The sequence below is a fragment of the Thermomonas paludicola genome (genome assembly GCF_024498955.1).
Lineage (GTDB): Bacteria > Pseudomonadota > Gammaproteobacteria > Xanthomonadales > Xanthomonadaceae > Thermomonas > Thermomonas paludicola.
Genome location: NZ_CP093311.1, coordinates 1,026,782 through 1,046,330 on the forward strand (window position 1 = coordinate 1,026,782; position 19,549 = coordinate 1,046,330).

The 19,549-nt window shown below is 66.8% G+C and carries 18 protein-coding genes and 1 tRNA gene; 9 read left to right on the plus strand and 10 right to left on the minus strand.

Annotated elements, in window-relative coordinates; all coding sequences use genetic code 11:
* Positions 1-61: 61 nt before the first annotated feature.
* Complete coding sequence (locus LIW09_RS04845) at positions 62-2,854, plus strand: TonB-dependent receptor (protein WP_256646831.1); 2,793 nt, start codon at positions 62-64, stop codon at positions 2,852-2,854.
* Between the two features lie 98 nt (positions 2,855-2,952).
* Here LIW09_RS04845 and LIW09_RS04850 read toward each other — a convergent pair whose 3' ends face one another.
* From LIW09_RS04850 to zwf, 5 genes are read right to left on the minus strand one after another with little or no spacing between them, the layout of a single operon-like run.
* Positions 2,953-3,600: a bifunctional 4-hydroxy-2-oxoglutarate aldolase/2-dehydro-3-deoxy-phosphogluconate aldolase gene (locus tag LIW09_RS04850; RefSeq protein ID WP_256646832.1), complete on the minus strand. Its 648-nt coding sequence runs from the start codon at positions 3,598-3,600 to the stop codon at positions 2,953-2,955.
* Between the two features lie 2 nt (positions 3,601-3,602).
* Positions 3,603-4,616, minus strand: a complete 1,014-nt coding sequence (gene glk / locus LIW09_RS04855; RefSeq protein WP_256646833.1) for a glucokinase — start codon at positions 4,614-4,616, stop codon at positions 3,603-3,605.
* The gene (gene edd, locus LIW09_RS04860) at positions 4,613-6,463 is read right to left on the minus strand and encodes a phosphogluconate dehydratase (RefSeq protein ID WP_256646834.1); all 1,851 of its coding nucleotides are present in this window, start codon (positions 6,461-6,463) and stop codon (positions 4,613-4,615) included. The genes glk and edd overlap by 4 nt, the downstream gene beginning before the upstream one ends.
* Positions 6,463-7,251, minus strand: a complete 789-nt coding sequence (gene pgl, locus LIW09_RS04865) for a 6-phosphogluconolactonase (protein WP_256646835.1) — start codon at positions 7,249-7,251, stop codon at positions 6,463-6,465. The genes edd and pgl overlap by 1 nt, the downstream gene beginning before the upstream one ends.
* 10 nt (positions 7,252-7,261) lie before the next feature.
* Entirely contained in the window at positions 7,262-8,731 is a 1,470-nt protein-coding gene (gene zwf / locus LIW09_RS04870) for a glucose-6-phosphate dehydrogenase (RefSeq protein WP_256646836.1), read from the minus strand.
* 184 nt (positions 8,732-8,915) lie between these two features.
* Here zwf and fabA point away from each other — a divergent pair, with 184 nt between their 5' ends.
* From fabA to LIW09_RS04890, 4 genes are all read left to right on the plus strand, one after another.
* Entirely contained in the window at positions 8,916-9,431 is a 516-nt protein-coding gene (gene fabA, locus LIW09_RS04875; RefSeq protein ID WP_256646837.1) for a 3-hydroxyacyl-[acyl-carrier-protein] dehydratase FabA, read from the plus strand.
* Positions 9,432-9,433: 2 nt separating this feature from the next.
* Positions 9,434-10,642: a beta-ketoacyl-ACP synthase I gene (fabB, locus tag LIW09_RS04880; RefSeq protein ID WP_256646838.1), complete on the plus strand. Its 1,209-nt coding sequence runs from the start codon at positions 9,434-9,436 to the stop codon at positions 10,640-10,642.
* Between the two features lie 211 nt (positions 10,643-10,853).
* A complete protein-coding gene (locus tag LIW09_RS04885; protein WP_256646839.1) occupies positions 10,854-11,111 on the plus strand; it encodes a helix-turn-helix domain-containing protein in 258 nt (85 codons plus the stop codon).
* Complete coding sequence (locus LIW09_RS04890) at positions 11,108-12,778, plus strand: SulP family inorganic anion transporter (protein ID WP_256646840.1); 1,671 nt, start codon at positions 11,108-11,110, stop codon at positions 12,776-12,778. Before LIW09_RS04885 ends, LIW09_RS04890 begins: the two co-directional genes overlap by 4 nt.
* Here the strand turns inward: LIW09_RS04890 and LIW09_RS04895 are convergent.
* From LIW09_RS04895 to LIW09_RS04905, 3 genes are all read right to left on the minus strand, one after another.
* Positions 12,757-14,154 carry a PhoH family protein gene (locus tag LIW09_RS04895; protein WP_256646841.1) on the minus strand — a complete coding sequence of 466 codons (1,398 nt, stop codon included), beginning with the start codon at positions 14,152-14,154 and terminating at the stop codon, positions 12,757-12,759. The genes LIW09_RS04890 and LIW09_RS04895 overlap by 22 nt on opposite strands.
* Positions 14,155-14,236: 82 nt before the next feature.
* Positions 14,237-14,707 (minus strand): peroxiredoxin, encoded by a 471-nt coding sequence (locus LIW09_RS04900; protein WP_256647146.1) that lies wholly within the window; start codon positions 14,705-14,707, stop codon positions 14,237-14,239.
* A gap of 5 nt (positions 14,708-14,712) precedes the next feature.
* Entirely contained in the window at positions 14,713-15,300 is a 588-nt protein-coding gene (locus LIW09_RS04905; protein ID WP_256647147.1) for a glycine cleavage system transcriptional repressor, read from the minus strand.
* Positions 15,301-15,431: 131 nt separating this feature from the next.
* Between LIW09_RS04905 and dapA the strand changes: the two genes are divergently transcribed.
* Together dapA and LIW09_RS04915 are read left to right on the plus strand one after the other, a co-directional pair.
* A complete protein-coding gene (gene dapA, locus LIW09_RS04910; protein ID WP_256646842.1) occupies positions 15,432-16,334 on the plus strand; it encodes a 4-hydroxy-tetrahydrodipicolinate synthase in 903 nt (300 codons plus the stop codon).
* A gap of 12 nt (positions 16,335-16,346) precedes the next feature.
* On the plus strand, positions 16,347-16,850 hold the full coding sequence (locus LIW09_RS04915; protein WP_256646843.1) for a hypothetical protein: 504 nt from the start codon (positions 16,347-16,349) through the stop codon (positions 16,848-16,850).
* A gap of 148 nt (positions 16,851-16,998) precedes the next feature.
* On the opposite strand, the gene fdxA is transcribed toward LIW09_RS04915, so the two are convergent.
* Both fdxA and LIW09_RS04925 read right to left on the minus strand, forming a co-directional pair.
* Complete coding sequence (fdxA, locus tag LIW09_RS04920) at positions 16,999-17,322, minus strand: ferredoxin FdxA (RefSeq protein ID WP_256646844.1); 324 nt, start codon at positions 17,320-17,322, stop codon at positions 16,999-17,001.
* A gap of 95 nt (positions 17,323-17,417) precedes the next feature.
* A tRNA-Glu gene (locus tag LIW09_RS04925) sits at positions 17,418-17,493 on the minus strand.
* A gap of 146 nt (positions 17,494-17,639) precedes the next feature.
* Between LIW09_RS04925 and pcnB the strand changes: the two genes are divergently transcribed.
* Together pcnB and folK are read left to right on the plus strand one after the other, a co-directional pair.
* The gene (gene pcnB, locus LIW09_RS04930) at positions 17,640-19,022 is read left to right on the plus strand and encodes a polynucleotide adenylyltransferase PcnB (RefSeq protein WP_256646845.1); all 1,383 of its coding nucleotides are present in this window, start codon (positions 17,640-17,642) and stop codon (positions 19,020-19,022) included.
* Positions 19,019-19,528, plus strand: a complete 510-nt coding sequence (gene folK / locus LIW09_RS04935; RefSeq protein ID WP_256646846.1) for a 2-amino-4-hydroxy-6-hydroxymethyldihydropteridine diphosphokinase — start codon at positions 19,019-19,021, stop codon at positions 19,526-19,528. The genes pcnB and folK overlap by 4 nt, the downstream gene beginning before the upstream one ends.
* The last annotated feature ends 21 nt before the right edge of the window (positions 19,529-19,549 follow it).

Below are 19,549 nucleotides of genomic sequence, written 5' to 3' on the forward strand. Positions count from 1 at the left end.
GCTTGAAAACGCGGGCGGCAACAGATCGCTCGAATCCTGAATACCGATCTTGGAGGGGAAGATGGTGCAGTTGAAGCGAAACCTGTTGAGCGTGGCCCTGGCCTCGGCAACCATGATGCTGGCGATGCAAGTGCATGCGCAGGATGCGCAGCCGGCGGATGCATCCAGTCAGGATGCGGGCGCCAAGGCGAAGAAGAAAGCCGAGGATGCCAAGAGTCTCGATACGGTGGTGGTCACCGGCATTCGCGGCGGCATCGAGCGCGCCATCGACATCAAGAAGCAATCGACGTCGATCGTCGAGGCGATCTCCGCCGAAGACATCGGCAAGCTGCCCGACGTCTCCATCGCCGAGTCCATCGCACGCTTGCCGGGCGTGGCGGCGCAGCGCGTCGCTGGTCGTGCGCAGGTGCTCAGCGTGCGCGGCCTGTCGCCGGATTTCTCCACCACCCTGCTCAACGGCCGCGAGCTGGTCAGCACCGGCGACAACCGCAGCGTCGAGTTCGACCAGTACCCGTCCGAGTTGATGGCCGGCGTCACCCTCTACAAGACGCCCGACGCGGCGCTGGTGGGGCAGGGCCTGTCCGGCACCATGGACATGCGCACCGTGCGTCCGCTGGATTACGACAAGGCTGTGGTGGCGATCAGCGGCCGCTGGCAGCGCAATTCGCTGGGCTCGGCGGCCAATGAAGGCGCCGATGGCAACCGCTTCAACATCAGCTACATCGGCCAGAGCGCCGACCGCAAGCTGGGTTTCTCGATCGGCTATTCGCATTCCGACACGCCGATCCAGGAAAACCAGGTGGGCCTGTACGAGCCGTGGCAGGCGATTGGCGCTGGCTGGCGCCCCGGCGTGCCGGCGGGCACCTACTACTCCGATGGCATCAAGGCCCTGCGCCGCACCGGCTACACCAAGCGTGACGGCGTGATGGCCAGCCTGGAAGCACGTCCCAGCGATGCGTGGATCAGCACGCTCGACGTGTTCCATTCGCAGGCGACGCAGGAAAATACCGCCAACCAGTTCGAGGTCAACCTGAGCGGCTGGAACGGTGGCTACAGCCCCGGTTTGAACGTCAGCGGCGCGACGGTGAACGGCAACGGCACCTTCACCGGCGGCACCGTGCAGAACGTCTATCCGCTGGTGCGCGGCATGTACAACCACCGCAAGGACACCATCGAGGCGGCCGGCTGGCGCAACGAGTTCTTCTTTGCGAACGGCATCAAGCTCACCGCCGATGCCAGCTGGTCGCGCGCCAAGCGCGATGAGTTGAACCTGGAGAACAACGCGCAGATCGCGCCGCCGCCCGCGCTGGATTCGCTCAACCTGTCGATTTCCCAAAGCGGCTTCTCGCAGATGGTGCCGACGCGCGATTATTCGGACGCGTCCAAGCTGTTCCTGCGCAACACGATCTACGGCTCCGGCTACGGCAAGGTGCCGAAGGTGGATGACGAGCTGAAGAGCTTCCGTCTGGATGCCGATTTCCCGGTTCCCGCTGCGCTGAGGAACGCATTCTCGGCGCTCCGCGTTGGGGTGAACTATTCCGATCGCAGCAAGCAGAAATGGCAGCCGGAAGGCAATATCAACGTCGGCGCCCAGGGCGACACCACGATTTCATCGGATCTGCAATACGGCCTGGTCGATCTTGGCTTTGCGGGCATCGGCATGATTCCGTCGTGGAACGTGCCCGGCGCGGTGGCCAAGTACATGACCTTCAACCCGGTCGACAACCAGCCGTGGCTGATTCCCAAGGCGTGGACGGTGAACGAGAAGATCAGCACGGGCTTCGTGCAGGCCAACATCGATACCGTGTGGGGCTCGGTGCCGGTACGCGGCAATATCGGCGTGCAGATCCAGCATACCGACCAGTCGTCCGACTCGCGCGTGTGGGACAACTCGCAGCCGGCCGGGCATGAAATCCGCCCGTATTCAAACGGCAAGACCTATACCGACGTGCTGCCCAGCCTGAACCTGGCGTTCTCGCTGGCCGATGACCAGACCCTGCGCGTTGCGCTGGCGCGCCAGGTCGCGCGTGCGCGCGTGGACCAGCTGCGCGCGTCGGTCGATTTCGGGGTTGACACCACCACTGGCAAGCCGGGCGCCGGCGGCGGCAACCCGCTGCTGGACCCCTGGCGGGCCAATGCGTTCGACATCTCGTGGGAGAAGTATTTCGGCAGCAAGGCCTACATTTCCGCTGCCTACTTCTACAAGCAGCTGACCAGCTACATCTACACGCAGAATCGCGATGGCTATGACTTCACTGCCTTGTTGCAGGGCTGGGTGCCGCCGGCTGGCATGACCGTGCCGGTGCAGACCACGGGCACCATGTCGGCGCCGTTCAATGGCAAGGGCGGCAAGCTGCAAGGCATCGAGCTGACCGCATCGCTGCCGCTGGACCTGGTGTTCGGCAATGCCTGGCAGGGTTTCGGCGTGGTGGCCAGCGCCAGCTTCAACGACAGCAGCATCAAGATCCTCGACCCGGATAGCGCCAGCAGCGTGGGCAATGGTCCGATCGCGTTGCCTGGCCTGTCCAAGCGCGTCTACAACTTCACCGCGTATTACGAACGTGACGGCTTCGAGTTCCGCATCAACAATCGCCGCCGCTCGGACTTCATCGGCGAGATCGGCAACTTCGATGGCAACCGCACCCTGCGCTACGTGGTCGGCGAGAACATCACCGACGCACAGGTCAGCTACACCTTCGGCGATTCCAGCACGTTCAAGGGCCTGAGCCTGCTGCTGCAGGCCAGCAACCTGGGCGACGAAGCCTACCGCACCTACGCCGGCAGCAAGGACCGTCCGCTGGAATACATCAAGTGGGGCCGCACCCTGCTGCTGGGCGCCAGCTACAAGTTCTGATCCACGCAAATCGCGTTACCCCCTTGCCCCTGCCGGTGCCCACTGGCGGGGGTTTTTCTTTGCGGGATGATGGCGCAGGCGCGTTCTTGCCGTTCTTGTCAGCGCGCCAATGCCGCCGCTTCGCGCGCCAGCTGGCCGATGCGCGCCCAATCACCGGACTTGATGGCATCGTTCGGCAACATCCACGAGCCGCCCACGCAGGCGACGTTGGGCAGCGCGAGGTAGGCCGGTGCTTTCGCAATATCTATTCCGCCGGTCGGGCAGAAACGCGCCATCGGCAGCGGACCGGCGAAACCCTTGAGCGCGGCCACGCCGCCGCTGGCTTCGGCGGGGAAGAACTTGAAGCGCTGCCAGCCGTGTTCCAGCCCACGCATCAGCTCCGATGCGGTGGCGATGCCCGGGATCAGCGGTGTTGCGCACTCCTTCGCGGCTGCATACAGCGCGTCGGTGCAGCCGGGCGAGATGGCGAATTGCGCGCCCGCCGCGTCGACCTTGCGCAGGTCGGCTTCGCACAGCACGGTGCCGGCGCCGACGCAGGCCTGCGGCAGTTCGCGCGCCAGCAGCGCGATGGCGTCCAGCGCGCAGGCGGTGCGCAGGGTCACTTCCAGCACCGGCAAGCCGTTGTCGGCCAGCGCGCGGCACAGCGGCAGCGCGTCTTCGATGCGGTCGATGGTGATGACGGGAACGACCGGCGCGCGGGCGAACACGGCGTCGGCGAGTTGGCTGTGGCGGGCGCTGTCGAACATGTTCAAAGCTCCGTGGCACGCAGTGCGCAGGCAGCGCCGAGCAGGCCGGGGTGGGGATGGGTGATGACGTGGATGGGCACGGATTCCAGCAGCGCCGCCATGCGCCCCTTGGCGAGGAAGCGTTCGCGGAATGCACTGCTGCGCAGGAAGGGAAGGAAGCGCGGGACGATGCCGCCGGCGATCACCACGCTGCGCGCGCCGTGGATCAGCGCGCAATCGCCAGCCACGCTGCCCAGCACCGCGCAGAAACGCGCCAGCGCGCGCCGCGCCGCAAGATCGTGACCATCCAGCGCGGCGGTCACGACGGTGGCCGGGTCGCGCGGTTCCGGCAGTTGCAGGGTGGTTTCACCGGGCTGCGGCAGGCGCCCGAGCAGCGGGGTGCGGGCGCCGCGCAGCACGGCGTCGATTTCGGACAGGCCCTTGCCGCACAACAGGCGTTCGGTGGACGTGCGTCCATGTTGGGCGGTCAGCCACGCGGCGATGGCGCGTTCTTCGTCGCCGAGGGGCGAGAAGCCGACGTGGCCACCCTCGGTCTCCACGACGTGCCAACCGTTGGCATCGGAGCCGACCAGCAGCGCCACGCCCAGACCGGTGCCGGGGCCGAGCACGCTGACCGGGCCGCGCATCGGTGCTTCCAGCGTGCCGTGCAGGGTCAGCAAGTGCTCGGCATCCAGCGCCGGGATGGCCCAGGCCACCGCGCCGAAGTCGTTGAGCATGCGCAGTTCGGACAAGCCCAGCGTGCGCTGCAATTCGCTGCGGGAAAACGACCAGGCGCGATTGGTCAGGCGGATTTCGTCGCTGCCGACCGGGCAGGCTACCGCCAGCGCCGCGCGCGCGGGGGTGTGGGAGACGCCGGCCAGATAGTGTTCGATGGCGTGCTGGATGCTGGCGAAGTCGGCATTGGGCAGCGACTTCGATTCGTGCAGCTCGATCCTGGGCGCGGCAAGATCGGTCAGCGCGAAGCGCGCATTGGTGCCGCCGATATCGCCGACCAGGGCGAGCCCGCCCCGGCTCATGCCTCGTTCCCGAACAGCGAACACGCGCCCTGTTCGGCAGAGCCGACGTTGCCGCGCATCAGCCCGAACAGCTCGCGGCCCATGCCGTGCTGGTTCGCCTGCAGCCTTGGGGCTGTGGCGTCGCGCGCGTTCCATTGGCCGGCGTCCACCAGTGCGTCCATCCGGCCAGCCTCGGCATCGATGCGCACGATGTCGCCCTCGCGCAGCTTTGCCAGCGCGCCGCCGTCGGCCGCTTCCGGGGTGACGTGGATGGCCGCCAGCACCTTGCCGGAGGCACCGGACATGCGCCCATCGGTCAGCAAGGCCACGCGCTGGCCGCGATCCTGCAGCGCCGCCAGCGTCGGGGTGAGCTTGTGCAGCTCCGGCATGCCGTTGGCGCGCGGGCCCTGGCCGCGCACCACCGCGACGAAATCGCCGTTGAACCCGGCGTGCTTGTCCAGTTTGCCGGCCTTGAATGCCGCCAGCAGGGCATCCTGCGATTCGAAGATGCGCACCGGCGCCTCGATCTGGCGAAACGCGTGGGCGACGGCGGAAATCTTGACGATGGCGCGGCCCAGGTTGCCGTGCAGGCAGCGCAGCCCGCCCTCCGTGTCGAACGGTGCGGACACCGGGCGCACGATCGTGGCATCCAGCGGCGCAGCGGGCGGATCGCGCCAGCGCAGGGCAAGGTCGTCCAGGTACGGCTGCCGTGCCTGCTGGCGCATGTCGCCGCCGTGCACGCACAGGATGTCGTTGTGCAGCAGGCCGGCATCGAGCAGTTGCGAGATGATGAAACCCATGCCGCCGGCGGCTTCGAAATGGTTCACGTCGGCCGACCCGTTGGGATACACCCGCGCCAGCAGCGGGGTGGCTTTCGACAGTTCGTCGAGGTCGTTCCAGTCGATGATGTGGCCCGCCGCACGCGCAATCGCCACCAGGTGCAGCGCGTGATTGGTGGAACCCCCGGTGGCGGCCAGCCCGACCATGGCGTTGACCACGGCTTTTTCGTCCAGGGTATGGCCCAGCGGCCGGTAGTGGTCGCCCAGCGCGGTGTTGCGCAACGCCTGCTCGGCGGCAGCCACGGTCAGCGCGCTGCGCAATGGCGTATTGGGCGGCACGAAGGCGGTGCCCGGCATATGCAGGCCCATCACCTCCATCAGCATCTGGTTGGAATTGGCGGTGCCGTAGAAGGTGCAGGTGCCGGGCGCGTGGTAGGACGCTGCTTCGGCATCCATCAGTTCATCCTGGCTGGCCTGCCCCAGCGCATAGCGCTGGCGGACTTCTGCCTTCTGCTTGTTGGGGAGGCCGGAGGGCATCGGCCCGGCCGGCACGAAGAGTACCGGCAGGTGGCCGAAGCTGAGCGCACCGATCAACAGGCCCGGCACGATCTTGTCGCACACGCCCAGGCACAGGACTGCGTCGAAGGCGTCATGCGACAGCGACACCGCGGTGGCCATGGCGATGACGTCGCGCGAGAACAGCGACAGTTCCATGCCGGCGCGGCCCTGGGTGACGCCATCGCACATCGCCGGCACGCCGCCGGCGACCTGCGCGCTGCCGCCGGCGTTGCGCGCGGCCATGCGGATCAGCGACGGATACTGCTCCAGCGGCTGGTGCGCACTGAGCATGTCGTTGTAGGCCGTGACGATCCCGATGTTGCCGTTGTGGCCATGGCGCAGCGCCGGCTTGTCCTCGCCGGAGGCGGCGAAGGCATGGGCCTGGTTGCCGCAAGACAGCGTGTAGCGATAGGGGCCGGCCAATCGTGCGGCGTCCATCCGGGCGAGGTAATCGCTGCGGGTTGCCCGGCTGCGCTCGGCGATGCGGGCGGTGACGCGTTCGACGACGGGGTGCAGCGCGGCGGTGGACATCATGGACTCCAGTGGATGTGGATGGGACTGGCGGCTGCGTGCAGCAGCGCGGCGACGGGATAAGGCGCCTGTGCGTCCTGTTGGGCGCGACGCAGGATCGCGCGCTTGACCTGCCCGGTGACGACCAGGTGGATGGCGCGCGCGCGCAGCAGGCGCGGCAGGGTCAGGCTGATGCGCGCGTACGGGGCTTCCGGCGGCAATGGGTCGGGCTGGGTGGCGATGGCGTCCAGCCCGCTGGCCAGCGCGAGCCCATCACGAAGGTTGGCGGCGCCGGGAAACAGCGAGGCGATATGGCCGTCCGCGCCCATGCCGAGCAGGACGGCATCGAAGGGTTCGGGATGCGAGGCGAGCAGGGCACGCGCTTGCGCCAGCGAGGCGTCGATGTCGCCATTGGTGGCGGTGATCGGATGCGCCACGATATTCCCCGGTTCGTCATTCCCGCGTAGGCGGGAATCCAGCTCTTGCTGTTGCCTCGAAAGATCAAAAGCTGGATTCCCGCCTTCGCGGGAATGACGAGCAGGAGCAAAAGCCTCGCGCAGATTACGCAGGTTGCAGGCCGGGTGGTCGTGCGGCACGCAGCGCTCGTCGGTGGGAATCGCGAGGATGCGGCCGTCCACGTTCGCGTTCGCCAGGTGCGCGTAAATCGGCAGCGGCGTGCGTCCGCCCGCCAGCGCGAGGCGTGCGTCGCCGCGCTGCGCGATGGCGTCGCGGCAGGCGGTTTCGAAACTGCCTGCAACCTCTTCCAACAGCGTGGCTGCATCGGCGTAGTCATGTTCGACCCAGCCCATCGCGCGCCTCTCACTCGCGCCAGGCGTGGCCGAGGCGATCGACCAGCGACACGGTTGCGCTGGGCCCCCAGGTGCCCGCGGGATAGGGTTTGGGTACCATGCCGGCCTCGCGCCAGCCGCCGGCAATCGCGTCCACCCATTGCCAGGCGGCTTCGGTTTCGTCGCGGCGCACGAACAGGGTGCCGTTGCCTTCCAGCGCGTCCAGATACAGGCGTTCGTAGGCGATGCGTTTGCGCGCGTTGGCGAATTCCTGATGGAAGTCCAGGTCCAGCGCGACCTGCGACAGGCGCAGCCCGTTGCGATCCAGCCCCGGCGTCTTGCTCATCAGGTCCAGCTCGATGCGCTCTTCCGGCTGCAATTTGATCAGCAACCCGTTGGGCTGCATGTCGGTGGCTGCCGGGCCGCCGAAGATCGAGTAGGGCACCTTGCGGAACTGGATGTAGATCTCGGTGCTGCGCGACGGCAGGCGCTTCCCGGTACGCAGGTAGAACGGCACCCCCGACCAGCGCCAGTTGTCCACGTGTGCGCGCAGCGCGACGAAGGTCTCGGTGCGGCTGGCACGCCCAAGCTCGTCTGCATAGCCGGGAACAGCCACGCCGTCGCTGGCGCCGGCGGTGTATTGGCCGATCACCGATTCGGTGGCGACGTTGCTGCGATCGATGGCGCGCAGCGAGCGCAGCACCTTGATCTTTTCGTTGCGCACGGCGGTCGGATCGAAGCGCGCCGGCGGCTCCATCGCCACCAGGCAGAGCAGTTGCAGCAGGTGGTTCTGCAGCATGTCGCGCAGTGCGCCGGAGTCGTCGTAATAGTCGCCGCGGCCTTCCACGCCCACGGTTTCACCCACCGTGATCTGTACCTGCTCGATGTGGCGGGCATTCCACAGTGGCTCGAACAGTGCGTTGCCGAAGCGCAGCGCGATCAGGTTCTGCACGCCTTCCTTGCCCAGGTAGTGATCGACGCGATACACGCGCTCTTCATCGAACGATTGCGCCACGCTGTCGTTGATGGCGATCGCGCTGGCCAGGTCCTTGCCGATCGGTTTTTCCAGCATCACCCGGGTGCCGGGGCCGGCCACGCCGTGTGCGGCCAGCGCATGGCAGGCGGGGCCGTAGAATTTTGGCGCGGTGCTCATGTGATAGAGCACGTCGCCGTGGCGAAGGCGATCCACGGTTGCCGCCAGCGCGGCCATCGAGGCATCGTCGTCGGCGCTGGCGGGCTGGTAGTCGAGCCGTTCAAGCAGGCCGTGCAGGGCGCGGTCGTTGCGCTGCGTGGCGGGGATGAACGCGGCGATGCTGTCGGCCACCAGCTGTGCAAAGCTCTCCCGATCCAGTTCGCTGCGGGCGGTGCCGAGGATCTGCATGCCGTCGGGCAGAAGGTTCTCCGCCTGCAAGCCGTACAGCGAGGGCAGCAGCATGCGGCGGGCAAGGTCGCCGGTGGCGCCGAAGACGGTCAACAACGAAGCGGGCGTGGCTTGCGTCACGAAGCATTCCGGCGTAAGGGGGTATGGCCGCAGCTTAATACGCTTTCTGCGCGTGATTGCAGTGCACACGATTTCATAAGCTTCTACCCGGGTATTCATCAAAAGCGATGCGCGTTTGCCAGTACGGCTAGGTATTGTCGAGCCTGCGCGTTTACACTCCTGCAATTCCCCCTTGGGCCAGTCCATGACCCGCGCTTCATCGTTCACACGTGAGCATCTGTTGGCCAGCTCGCGGGGCGAACTGTTCGCCACCAGCCAGGCCCGTCTGCCTGCCGACCCCATGCTGATGTTCGACCGCATCGTCGAGATCAATGACGATGGCGGTGCCCACGGAAAAGGTTTCGTGCGCGCCGAGCTCGACATCCACCCTGATCTCTGGTTCTTCCAGTGCCATTTCCTCGGCGACCCGGTGATGCCGGGCTGCCTGGGCCTGGACGCGATGTGGCAGTTGGTCGGCTTCTACCTGACCTGGCTCGGTGCCCCCGGCCGCGGCCGCGCGCTGGGCTGCGGCGAGGTGAAGTTTTCCGGCCAGGTGCTGCCGACCGCGAAGGTCGTCACTTACGAAATCGACGTCACCCGCGTCATCAACCGCAAACTGGTGGTGGCGCAGGCCGATGCGCGCACGTTGGTGGATGGCCGCGAGATCTATACCGCCAAGGACCTGCGGGTGGGCTTGTTCAATACCACGGAGAGTTTCTGACCATGCGTCGCGTTGCCATTACCGGGATGGGCATCACTTCGTGCCTTGGCAATGACCTGGACAGCGTGTCGCGTTCGCTGCGGGAAGGGCGTTCCGGCATCCGCACGTTGCCCGATTCGGTCGAGCGCGGCCTGCGCAGCCAGGTGGGCGGCGCGGTCGAGCTGGACCTGGACGCGGCCATCGACCGCAAGCTCAAGCGCTTCATGAGCGATGCCGCGTCCTACAGCTATATCGCCATGCGCGACGCCATCGCCGATGCCGGCCTCGACGAGGCGCAGGTGCGCAATCCGCGCACCGGCCTGATCGCCGGCTCCGGCGGCGGCTCCAGCCGCTGGCAGGTCGAGGCCGCCGACATCCTGCGCGAACGCGGGGTGCGCAAGGTGGGGCCCTACATGGTGCCGCGCACCATGTGCTCCACGGTCTCCGCCAACCTGGCCACCGCGTTCAAGATCCAGGGCCTGAGTTATTCGATCAGTGCCGCCTGCGCGACCTCCGCGCATTGCATCGGCGCGGGCGCTGACCTGATTCGCCACGGCGCGCAGGACATCGTGTTCGCCGGTGGCGGCGAGGACCTGGACTGGACGATGACCATGATGTTCGACGCCATGGGCGCGCTGTCGTCCGGCCGCAACGAAGAACCGCAGAAGGCTTCGCGCCCGTATGACGCGGGTCGCGACGGGTTCGTGATCGGCAGTGGCGGCGGCATGCTGGTGCTGGAAGCGTGGGAGCACGCGGTTGCGCGTGGCGCGCAGATCCATGCCGAACTGGTCGGCTATGGCGTGACCTCGGACGGTGCCGACATGGTGGCGCCCAGCGGTGAAGGCGCGGTGCGCTGCATGCGCATGGCGCTGGAGGGCGTGAACCGCCCGATTGACTACCTCAACACGCACGGCACCGCCACCCCGCTGGGCGATATCGTCGAGCTCAATGCGGTGCGCGAAGTGTTCGGCGACGCCGTGCCGCCGCTGTCATCCACCAAGGCGTTGAGCGGCCACTCGCTGGGGGCGGCCAGCGTGCACGAGGCGATCTATTCGCTGCTGATGCTGCGTGACGGCTTCATCGCCGGCTCTGCCAACATCGACAACCTCGACCCGGGCGCCGACGGTTTCCCGATCGTGCGCGAAAGTCGCGATGCCAAACTCGACGTGGTGATGTCCAACAGCTTCGGCTTTGGCGGCACCAACGCAGCGCTGGTGTTCGCGCGGGTTTGAGCGCCCTGCAGGTGTTCCTGTCCGCCGCAGGGTGGGGCAACGCGACCTGATCGCTCCTGGCATGACCCACCCCGCCCCGGCTTCGGCGGCGCGGTTTTTCGTGATCCGCGTGGCATCCATCGCGATCGCATTGCGATAAAATAGCGTCAGATTGATGTTTCATACTTCAATCATGACGGTTATTCAATCAGATGCCACGCGGAGATCCCCTGTGATTACGTCGGCCCAGATGCGCGCGGCGCGCGCGTTGCTTGGAATTGACCAGAAGACGCTGGCGGCGCTGGCGGGAATCTCGCTGCCCACCATCCAGCGCATGGAGGCCAGCACCGGCCATGTGCGCGGCATCGTGGACTCGCTGACCAAGGTCGTCACCGCGCTGGACGCGGCCGGGGTCGAGTTGATCGGGGACAACGCCACCAGTCGCGGCGGCGGGCGCGGCGTGCGCTTGAAGCAAGGGGACGCAGCGTGATCGCGGCGCTTGAAGCGGCGCGCGCGGGGCTGTTCCGGCGCACCCATTGGCTGCCCAATATCATCGCCGGCTTGATTGTCGGGGTGGTCGCATTGCCGCTGGCCATGGCGTTTGCCATTGCCTCCGGGGTCAAGCCCGAGCAGGGGCTGTACACGGCGATCATCGCCGGCATCGCGGTGTCGCTGTTCGGCGGTTCGCGGGTGCAGATTGCCGGGCCCACCGGCGCCTTCATCGTCATCCTTGCCGGCGTGGTGGCCCAGTTCGGGGTCAGCGGCCTGCTGCTGGCCACGCTGATGGCCGGCGTGATCCTGGTGGCAATGGGGCTGGCGCGGCTGGGTGCGGTGATTCGCTTCATCCCCGATCCGGTGATCGTGGGCTTCACCGCCGGCATCGCGGTGATCATCTGGGTAGGGCAGTGGGAATACTTCTTCGGCCTGCCGACGCCGGACAAGGGGCCGTTCTATCTCAAGGCCTGGCACCTGCTGCAGTCGTTTGACCATGTGCATCCGGTCACCGCCGGGCTGGCGCTGCTCAGTCTGCTGCTGGCGGTGCTGGGGCCGCGCATTCCGGGGCTGGCGCGGGTGCCGGGGCCGTTGCTGGCGATGGTGGTGGCCACTGCGGTGGTGATGGTGTTCGACTTGAAGGGCGTGGCCACCATCGAGTCCACCTTCGGCGCCATCCCGCGCGCGCTGCCGACCCTGCAGCTGCCGGCGATGCACTTCGATCGCCTCGTGCAGTTGCTGCCGTCGGCGTTCACCATCGCCATGCTGGGGGCGATCGAATCACTGTTGTCGGCGGTGGTGGCCGACGGCATGGCCGGTACCCGCCATGATTCCAACCAGGAGCTGATCGGGCAGGGCGTGGCCAACATCCTGTCGCCGCTGTTCGGCGGCATTGCCGCCACCGGTGCCATCGCGCGCACCGCCACCAACATCAAGAACGGCGGCACTTCACCGCTGGCCGGCGTGGTGCATGCGCTGACGTTGCTGCTGATCCTGCTGGTGGTGGCGCCGTATGCCGGCAAGGTGCCGCTGTGCGCGCTGGCCGCGATCCTGTTCCTGGTGGCGTGGAACATGAGTGAGGCGCGTCGCTTCGTGCGATTGGTGCGGCGTGCGCCGCGCGCGGACGTGGCGATCCTGCTGATCACGTTTTCGCTGACCATCGTCACCGACCTGGTGGTGGCGGTGAACATCGGCGTGATCCTGGCGATGTTCCAGTTCATGCGCCGGATGAGTGACTCGGTGGCCGTGGTCGAACACGGCCATGCCAGCCTGCGCCAGGAGTTGGCCGACGCCGGGTTGGACGCGCTGCCGCACGGCGTGCTGGTGTATGCCATCGAGGGGCCGTTTTTCTTCGGCTCGGTGGATTCGCTGGAACGCGCGCTGTCCTGGTCGCGGGAACCACCGCGCTGCGTGGTGCTGCGGCTGGACCGCGTGCCATTGGTGGATGCCACCGGCCTGAAGCGGCTGGAATCCACCATCGAAAGCCTGCGCCGGCGTGGCGTGCAGGTGCTGCTGACCGGCGCCAGCCAGCGCGTGCTGCGCAAGTTGATGCACGCGGATGTGGTGCGCCGCGAGGAGCCGGCCAGCTACTTCGGCGACCTCGCGGCGGCGCTGCATTACATCCAAACGAGGGACGCGTCGGCTTACAGCACCTCGGACGCGTAATCGGCCAGGCGCGAGCGCTCGCCGCGGCGCAGGGTGATGTGCGCGCTGTGCGCCCAGTGCTTGAAGCGATCCACCGCGTAGGTCAGCCCCGAGGTGGTTTCGCTGAGGTAGGGCGTGTCGATCTGCTCGACGTTGCCCAGGCAGACGATCTTGGTGCCGGGGCCGGCGCGGGTCACCAGGGTCTTCATCTGTTTCGGCGTGAGGTTCTGCGCCTCGTCCAGGATCAGATAGCGCGACAGCAGCGTGCGGCCGCGCATGAAGTTCATCGAGCGGATCTTGATCCGGCTGGCCAGCAGGTCGTTGGTCGCCGCGCGGCCCCAGGCGCCGCCTTCTTCATTGTGGGTCAGCACTTCCAGATTGTCGGTCAGCGCGCCCATCCACGGCGTCATCTTCTCCTCCTCGGTGCCGGGCAGGAAGCCGATGTCCTCGCCCACGCTGACGGTGGCGCGGGTCATGATGATTTCGCGGTAGCGCTGTTGATCCATGGTCTGGGCCAGGCCGGCGGCCAGCGCCAGCAGGGTCTTGCCGGTACCGGCGGTGCCCAGCAGCGTGACGAAATCGATCTGGGGATCCATCAGCGCGTTCAGCGCGAAGTTCTGCTCCCGATTGCGCGCGGTGATGCCCCAGACCGCATGCTGGTTGTGGCGGAAGTCATCCACGATCTGCAGCACGACGCCGTTTTCTTCGACCTTGGCCACCCGCAACTCGGCCTGCTCGTCACCCGGCAGGAACGCGAATTGGTTGGGATGCCAATCCTCGTCCTCGGTGCGGGCGATTTCGTAATACGTACGGCCCTTGTCGGTCCACGATCGCAGGTCCTTGCCGTGGCGCTGCCAGAAATCCTCGGGGAGCGCGGTCGCGCCGGTGTAGAGCAGGTTGAAATCGTCCAGCGCGCGGTCGTTCTCGTAGTCCTCGTTGGGGATGCCGGCGATGGAGGCCTTGATCCGCAGGTTGATGTCCTTGGACACGAACACCACCGGCGCACCGGGTTCGGATTCCTTCAGCGCCAGGATGGCGCCGAGGATCTGGTTGTCCGGGATCACCGTGCCGAAGCGCCGGCCGGCATCGAAATCGCCAACCTGGAAACGCAGCTTGCCAATGCTGTCGGCGCCGCGCAGTTTCAGGCCCTTCGGGCGCTGCAGGGAGATGCCCCCGGTGATGTCGGTGCTGCCGTGCGCCTCGATCAGTTCGTTGAGGAAGCGGCTGACCTGGCGGGCGTTGCGGCTGGCTTCACTGGTGCCCTTCTTGCCGTTGTCCAGCTCCTCCATCACCTGCATGGGCAGGTAAACATCGTGCTCCTCGAATTTGAACAGCGCGGTGGGATCGTGCATCAGCACGTTGGTGTCCAGGACGTAGCAGCGCTTGCCGTGGGTCATGCGTGGGCTCCGGGGAACGGGCAGCAGCAGGCCACCGCAACCCGCGAAACGGGGCGATGGGAGTGGGTGGACTGGGACGGGTTCACTTGGATTGCAGCGCCTTCAGGGCGTCGAGCACGGCCTGGGCATGGCCGGCAACCTTGACCGGGCGCCAGATCTCGCGAATCACGCCTGCCGGGTCGATCAGGAAGGAACTGCGCTCGATGCCGAGGTATTCGCGGCCGTACAGCTTCTTCGGCTTGATCACGCCGAACGCGTTGCACAGCGACTCGTCGGCATCGCTGGCAAGATCGAACGCGAAGCCTTGCTTGGCGCGGAAATTCTGGTGCGATTTCAGCGAATCGCGAGAAACGCCCAGGACCTGCGCGCCCGCGCGTTTGAATTCCGCCAACAGGGCGTTGAACGCCTGCCCCTCGGTCGTGCAGCCGGGGGTCGAGTCCTTGGGATAGAAGTACAGCACCAGCCAAAGGCCTGCGTAGTCGCCAAGCCTGGCCGATCCACCGCTGGACAGGGCAAGCGGCAGGTCGGGGAGGTGGTCGCCGGGGTTGAGCATGGCGCTCAATATTTCATGGGATCCATGATGGCGTCGAGGTTCAGGTGATCGCAGAACTCGAGGAAGTCGTCGCGCAATGCGGCGATGTGCATCTCGGCCGGCACGCCGATGGTCAGCTGCGCGGAAAACATGTCGGCTCCGGTTTGCATCGCCCGATAGCGCGCGCAGTGCAGGCTTTCGATGGTGATGCCCTGATGGTCGAAGAAATCCGCCAGCTGGAACAGGATGCCCGGCTTGTCGGAGGCGATCACCTCGACCACGTAGGGCAACAGGTTGGATTGCACGGGCTTGGCGCCGGTGCGGTACCAGATCAGCTTCAGGCCTTCTTCGCGCTCCAGCTTGGCCAGCATGGTTTCCAGCTTGGCTACCGCGTCCCATGCGCCGGTCACCAGCGCGGTCACCGACACATCGCGCCCCACCGTGGCCAACCGGGTGTCCACCAGATTGCAGCCCGAGTCGGCGATGCGGCGAGTGACCGCCAGCAGTGGCGATTGCGGGTGCGTGGTGTAGGCGGTGATCAGCAAGTGGTTTTCTTGCGGAGCGGGCCGGGCGGCAGGTTTGCTCAAAGCGGGATTCCAGAAACGGGAGGGAATTTCGTCGCGTGCAGCGGCGCAGGGGCCAGCATACTTGCCGGCGCTTTCCAGCCGCAAGTAAGATCAGCGGCAATCGCGCGTTTCCTCCACCTGCGCCGCGCCCTGCGCTGCGCCCAGCCCGAGCCACTTCCTTGCAACTTTCCGGCAGCATCACCGCGCTGGCGACGCCGTTCACGGCGGCTGGCGACATCGATTTCCTCGCCTGGGAGCGCCTGCTGCAGGCGCAGCTGGATGCGGGCACGCAGGCGGTCGTGGTCGCAGGCTCGACCGGCGAGGCGGCCGCCCTTTTCGACGAGGAATACGACCGCTTGCTGCGCAGTGCGGTCGAACTGATCGCCGGGCGGATGCCGGTGCTGGCCGGCACCGGGCAATCCAGCACCGCCAAGACGATCCTCTGCAACCGCCGGGTCGCGGCGCTGGGTGCCGATGCCGCGCTGGTGGTGACGCCGCCCTACGTGCGCCCCACGCAAAGCGGCCTGTTGGCGCATTTCCGCGCGGTGGCCGATGAGGGGGCGCTGCCGGTGGTGCTGTACAACGTGCCGGGCCGCACCGGCTGCGACCTGCTGCCGGAGACTGCCGGCGACCTGTCATTGCATCCGAACATCATCGGCATCAAGGAGGCCCGCTCCGACGCCGAGCGCATGCAGGCGCTGCTGCCGTTGCGCCGCGATGGATTTGCCGTGCTCAGCGGGGACGATCCCACGGCGGTCCGGGCCATGCTGGCAGGCGCCGATGGCGTGATTTCGGTGGCCTCCAATGTGGTGCCACGCAGTTTCCGCCGCCTGTGTGACGACGCCCGCAGTGGCGATGCGGCTGCGGCACAGGCGATGGACGAGGCGCTTGCCGAGCTGTATCACTTCCTCGGGGTGGAATCCAACCCGATCCCGCTGAAGGCCCTGCTCGCGCTGGACGGCATCGGTCACGGCCTCCGCCTGCCGCTGCAGCCGTTATCATCCGCGCATGCCGGACAGGCCAGTCGCCTGCACGCCAGCATTCGCCAACTCGAAGAACGCAGCCGCAGCACCGCGGCCTGACAGGAGATTCAGATGCATCGCACCTTTCGCGCGCCCAAGGCCGCTGCCCCGCTTGTTGCCGTCCTGCTGGTTGCCGGTCTGTCCGGTTGCCACTGGTTCGGCAAGAAGGCCGAGCTGTACACCCAGAGCGCGGAAAGCCGGCCGCTGGAAGTGCCGCCGGATCTGGATCGTCCCTCCGTTGACAAGGCAATCGCGCTGCCCAGCACGGGCGCCAGTGCCCCGGCCAGCGCGCCGGTTGCCGTGGCGGCCACCGGTTTCAGCGTTGCCGGCGAGCGTGATGCCGTGTTTGCCAAAGTGGGCGAAGTGCTGGCCGCTACCGCGGGTGTGCGCATTGCCAACAAGGCAGACATCCTGGGCACCTACGATGTCGATTACATGGATGCCAAGTTCCTGATTCGCGTGACCAAGGCGGGCGATGGCGCCTATGTCTCGGCGGTTGATCCGCGCGGCCTGCCGCCGACTGGGGAGGCAGCAGGCACCTTGATCGGCGCGCTGAAGGCCGCACTGGCCAAGTAAGCGGCGCGCGCCGAGTGCGTGGCACTGCCCCGCTTGCACGGGGCAGTGCACGCGGTTTGCGTGATGGCGGTGTTGCAGGCTGGCCTGGCTGGCCCTGCAGCAGTGTCAACGCCCGGGGTGGGGCGAGCCGAGCGTGTGGGGCGAGCGTTCAGCGTTCCAGCAGCGGCAGCTTGTTCGGCTTGCCATCCCATTCAGCGTGGTCGGCGGGCGGATCCTTGCGCACCGTCAGCACCGGCCACTGCTTGGCCAATTCGGCGTTGAGCGCGAGGAAGCCTTCCTGGCCGGCGGGCACGTCCTCTTCCGGATAGATGGCGTTGACCGGGCATTCCGGTTCGCACAGGGTGCAATCGATGCACTCGTCGGGGTCGATCACCAGGAAATTCGGGCCTTCGTGGAAGCAGTCCACCGGGCACACTTCCACGCAATCGGTGTGCTTGCACTTGATGCAGTTTTCGGTGACGACGAAGGGCATGGCCGGATTCCGTGGTGCGTTGCTGCGAGCCGGGTATTTTAGCGCTGCGCTTGCGCAACAAAAAACCCCGCACTGGCGTGCGGGGTTTTGTTGTTTGGCGCTCCCTACGGGATTCGAACCCGTGTTTTAGCCTTGAGAGGGCCACGTCCTGGGCCTCTAGACGAAGGGAGCAATTGGAGTGTGCAGGGCACGCCGGTTGGACGTCCGGCCTGAACGCACCATCGGATGGCGCGGCCAGCTTGCTAGTATAGAGGGGCGCGTCTGCCGCTGGCAACGCCTCATCCATTGCACAACACTCCCAGGCAGCTTCCCAGCGCATGATCGATCACCAGCCCCAATCTGCTCCCGTCGAAGCTGCCCTGCGCGTGATTCCGCGCGATGCCCACGACGTCTCCCGCAAGCAAATGAGCAGCAGTGCGCTGCGCGTGCTGTACCGGCTGCGCGAGGCCGGTTTTGGCGCGTATCTGGTCGGCGGCGCGGTGCGTGACCTGCTGGTGGGGCGGCAGCCGAAGGATTTCGACGTGGCCACCGACGCCACCCCTGAACAAGTCAAGGCGCTGTTTCGCAACTGCAGGTTGATCGGCCGGCGCTTCCGGCTGGCGCACGTAGTCTATGGCCGCGAAATCATCGAGGTGGCGACCTTTCGCGCCAAGGGCGGCGATGACGAGGACGGCGACCGCAAGATCCACGAGGATGGCCGCCTGCTGCGCGACAACATCTACGGCACGATTGAGGAAGATGCGCTGCGCCGCGATTTCACCGCCAATGCGCTGTACTACGCGATCGAGGATTTTTCGGTGCGCGACTTCGTTGGTGGTTTCGAAGACGTGCAGGCGCGGCGGTTGCGCCTGATCGGTGATCCCGAAGCGCGCTATCGCGAAGATCCGGTGCGCATGCTGCGTGCGGCGCGATTGGCGGCGAAGCTGGATTTCAGCATCGAGGCGGCGACCGCCGAGCCGATTGCGCGATTGGCCCCCTTGCTGGCTGACGCGGCCCCGGCGCGGCTGTTCGAGGAAACGCTGAAGATGTTCCTCGCCGGTGACGCGGTGGCCTGCTTCGAACTCCTGGAAACGCATGGCCTGCTGCCGGCGTTGTTGCCGGAAACCGCGCAGGCGTTGGCGTCGAACACATCCGGCGCGCTGCGGCGCATGCTGCTGCAGGGCTTGCGCAGTACCGATGCGCGGGTGGCTGCCGATGAGCCGGTCTCCCCGGCGTTTCTGTACGCCGTGCTGCTGTGGCCGGCCTATTGCCGCACGCTCGCGCAGCTGCAGGCGCAAGGCGTGCATGCGGCCGAGGCGCAGCGTCGCGCCGCCGACCGGGTGACGATGCATCAGGTGGCGCGCATCGCGCTGCCGCGCCGGTTCTCGCTGCCGATGCAGGAAATCTGGCTGCTGCAGCCGCGTTTCGCGCTGCGCCAGCGCAAGCGCGTGTTCCGCCTGTTGGCCCATCCACGCTTCCGCGCCGCGTTCGATTTCCTGGAGTTGCGGCTGGTGGCCTCCGATACGCATGCGCAGGATGTCGCGTTCTGGCGCGACGCGCAGTTGCATCCGGCGGACGCCGTGGCTGCGGTCGAGGGCATGGCTGACGGGGATGGCGACAGCGATGCACATGAGCCCGTTGGCACTGGCGAGACCGCCGGCGCGGGGCCCGGCAAGCGTCGCCGTCGCCGTCGTCGCCCCGCCGCGGGGACGGCAGAATGAGCAAGTCCAGCATCGCAAGCATCGGCCTGGGCGCGAATCTTGGCCAGCCCCTGGTTGCATTGCAGCAGGCGGTGGGCAGCTTGGCCGAATTGCCGCACACCGAGGTATTGGCGGTGTCGCGATTTTATCGCACGCCGGCCTGGGGCCAGCTGCAGCAGCCGGATTTCGTCAATGCGGCGGCCTTGCTGAAGACGGCATTGTCGCCCCAGGCGCTGCTGAAGCACCTGCTTGACATCGAGCGCATGGCGGGTCGTGATCGTGACCGCGAGACCGCGGCCATGCGCTGGGGGCCGAGAGTATTGGACCTGGACTTGCTGCTGTATGGCGATCAGGTGATCAACGAGCCGGGGCTGCGCGTGCCGCACCCGTATCTGCACGAGCGTGCGTTTGCGCTGGTGCCGCTGGCTGAAATCGCCGGCGATCAGCCGTTTCCGGGAGTCGGCACGGTGGCGGATGCGCTGCGCGGCGTGGATGTGCGTGGCGTGGAAGCGATTGCCGTTTGCTGATCGCGGCGGATGACAACGGCT

Excerpts from the sequence above, each read along its gene's own strand:
- LIW09_RS04845 (WP_256646831.1), top strand. The coding sequence starts at position 62 with ATGGTGCAGTTGAAGCGAAACCTGTTGAGCGTGGCCCTGGCCTCGGCA.
- LIW09_RS04850 (WP_256646832.1), bottom strand. The coding sequence starts at position 3,600 with ATGTTCGACAGCGCCCGCCACAGCCAACTCGCCGACGCCGTGTTCGCC.
- glk (WP_256646833.1), bottom strand. The coding sequence starts at position 4,616 with ATGAGCCGGGGCGGGCTCGCCCTGGTCGGCGATATCGGCGGCACCAAT.
- edd (WP_256646834.1), bottom strand. The coding sequence starts at position 6,463 with ATGTCCACCGCCGCGCTGCACCCCGTCGTCGAACGCGTCACCGCCCGC.
- pgl (WP_256646835.1), bottom strand. The coding sequence starts at position 7,251 with ATGGGCTGGGTCGAACATGACTACGCCGATGCAGCCACGCTGTTGGAA.
- fabA (WP_256646837.1), top strand. The coding sequence starts at position 8,916 with ATGACCCGCGCTTCATCGTTCACACGTGAGCATCTGTTGGCCAGCTCG.
- fabB (WP_256646838.1), top strand. The coding sequence starts at position 9,434 with ATGCGTCGCGTTGCCATTACCGGGATGGGCATCACTTCGTGCCTTGGC.
- LIW09_RS04895 (WP_256646841.1), bottom strand. The coding sequence starts at position 14,154 with ATGACCCACGGCAAGCGCTGCTACGTCCTGGACACCAACGTGCTGATG.
- LIW09_RS04900 (WP_256647146.1), bottom strand. The coding sequence starts at position 14,707 with ATGCTCAACCCCGGCGACCACCTCCCCGACCTGCCGCTTGCCCTGTCC.
- LIW09_RS04915 (WP_256646843.1), top strand. The coding sequence starts at position 16,347 with ATGCATCGCACCTTTCGCGCGCCCAAGGCCGCTGCCCCGCTTGTTGCC.
- fdxA (WP_256646844.1), bottom strand. The coding sequence starts at position 17,322 with ATGCCCTTCGTCGTCACCGAAAACTGCATCAAGTGCAAGCACACCGAT.
- pcnB (WP_256646845.1), top strand. The coding sequence starts at position 17,640 with ATGATCGATCACCAGCCCCAATCTGCTCCCGTCGAAGCTGCCCTGCGC.
- folK (WP_256646846.1), top strand. The coding sequence starts at position 19,019 with ATGAGCAAGTCCAGCATCGCAAGCATCGGCCTGGGCGCGAATCTTGGC.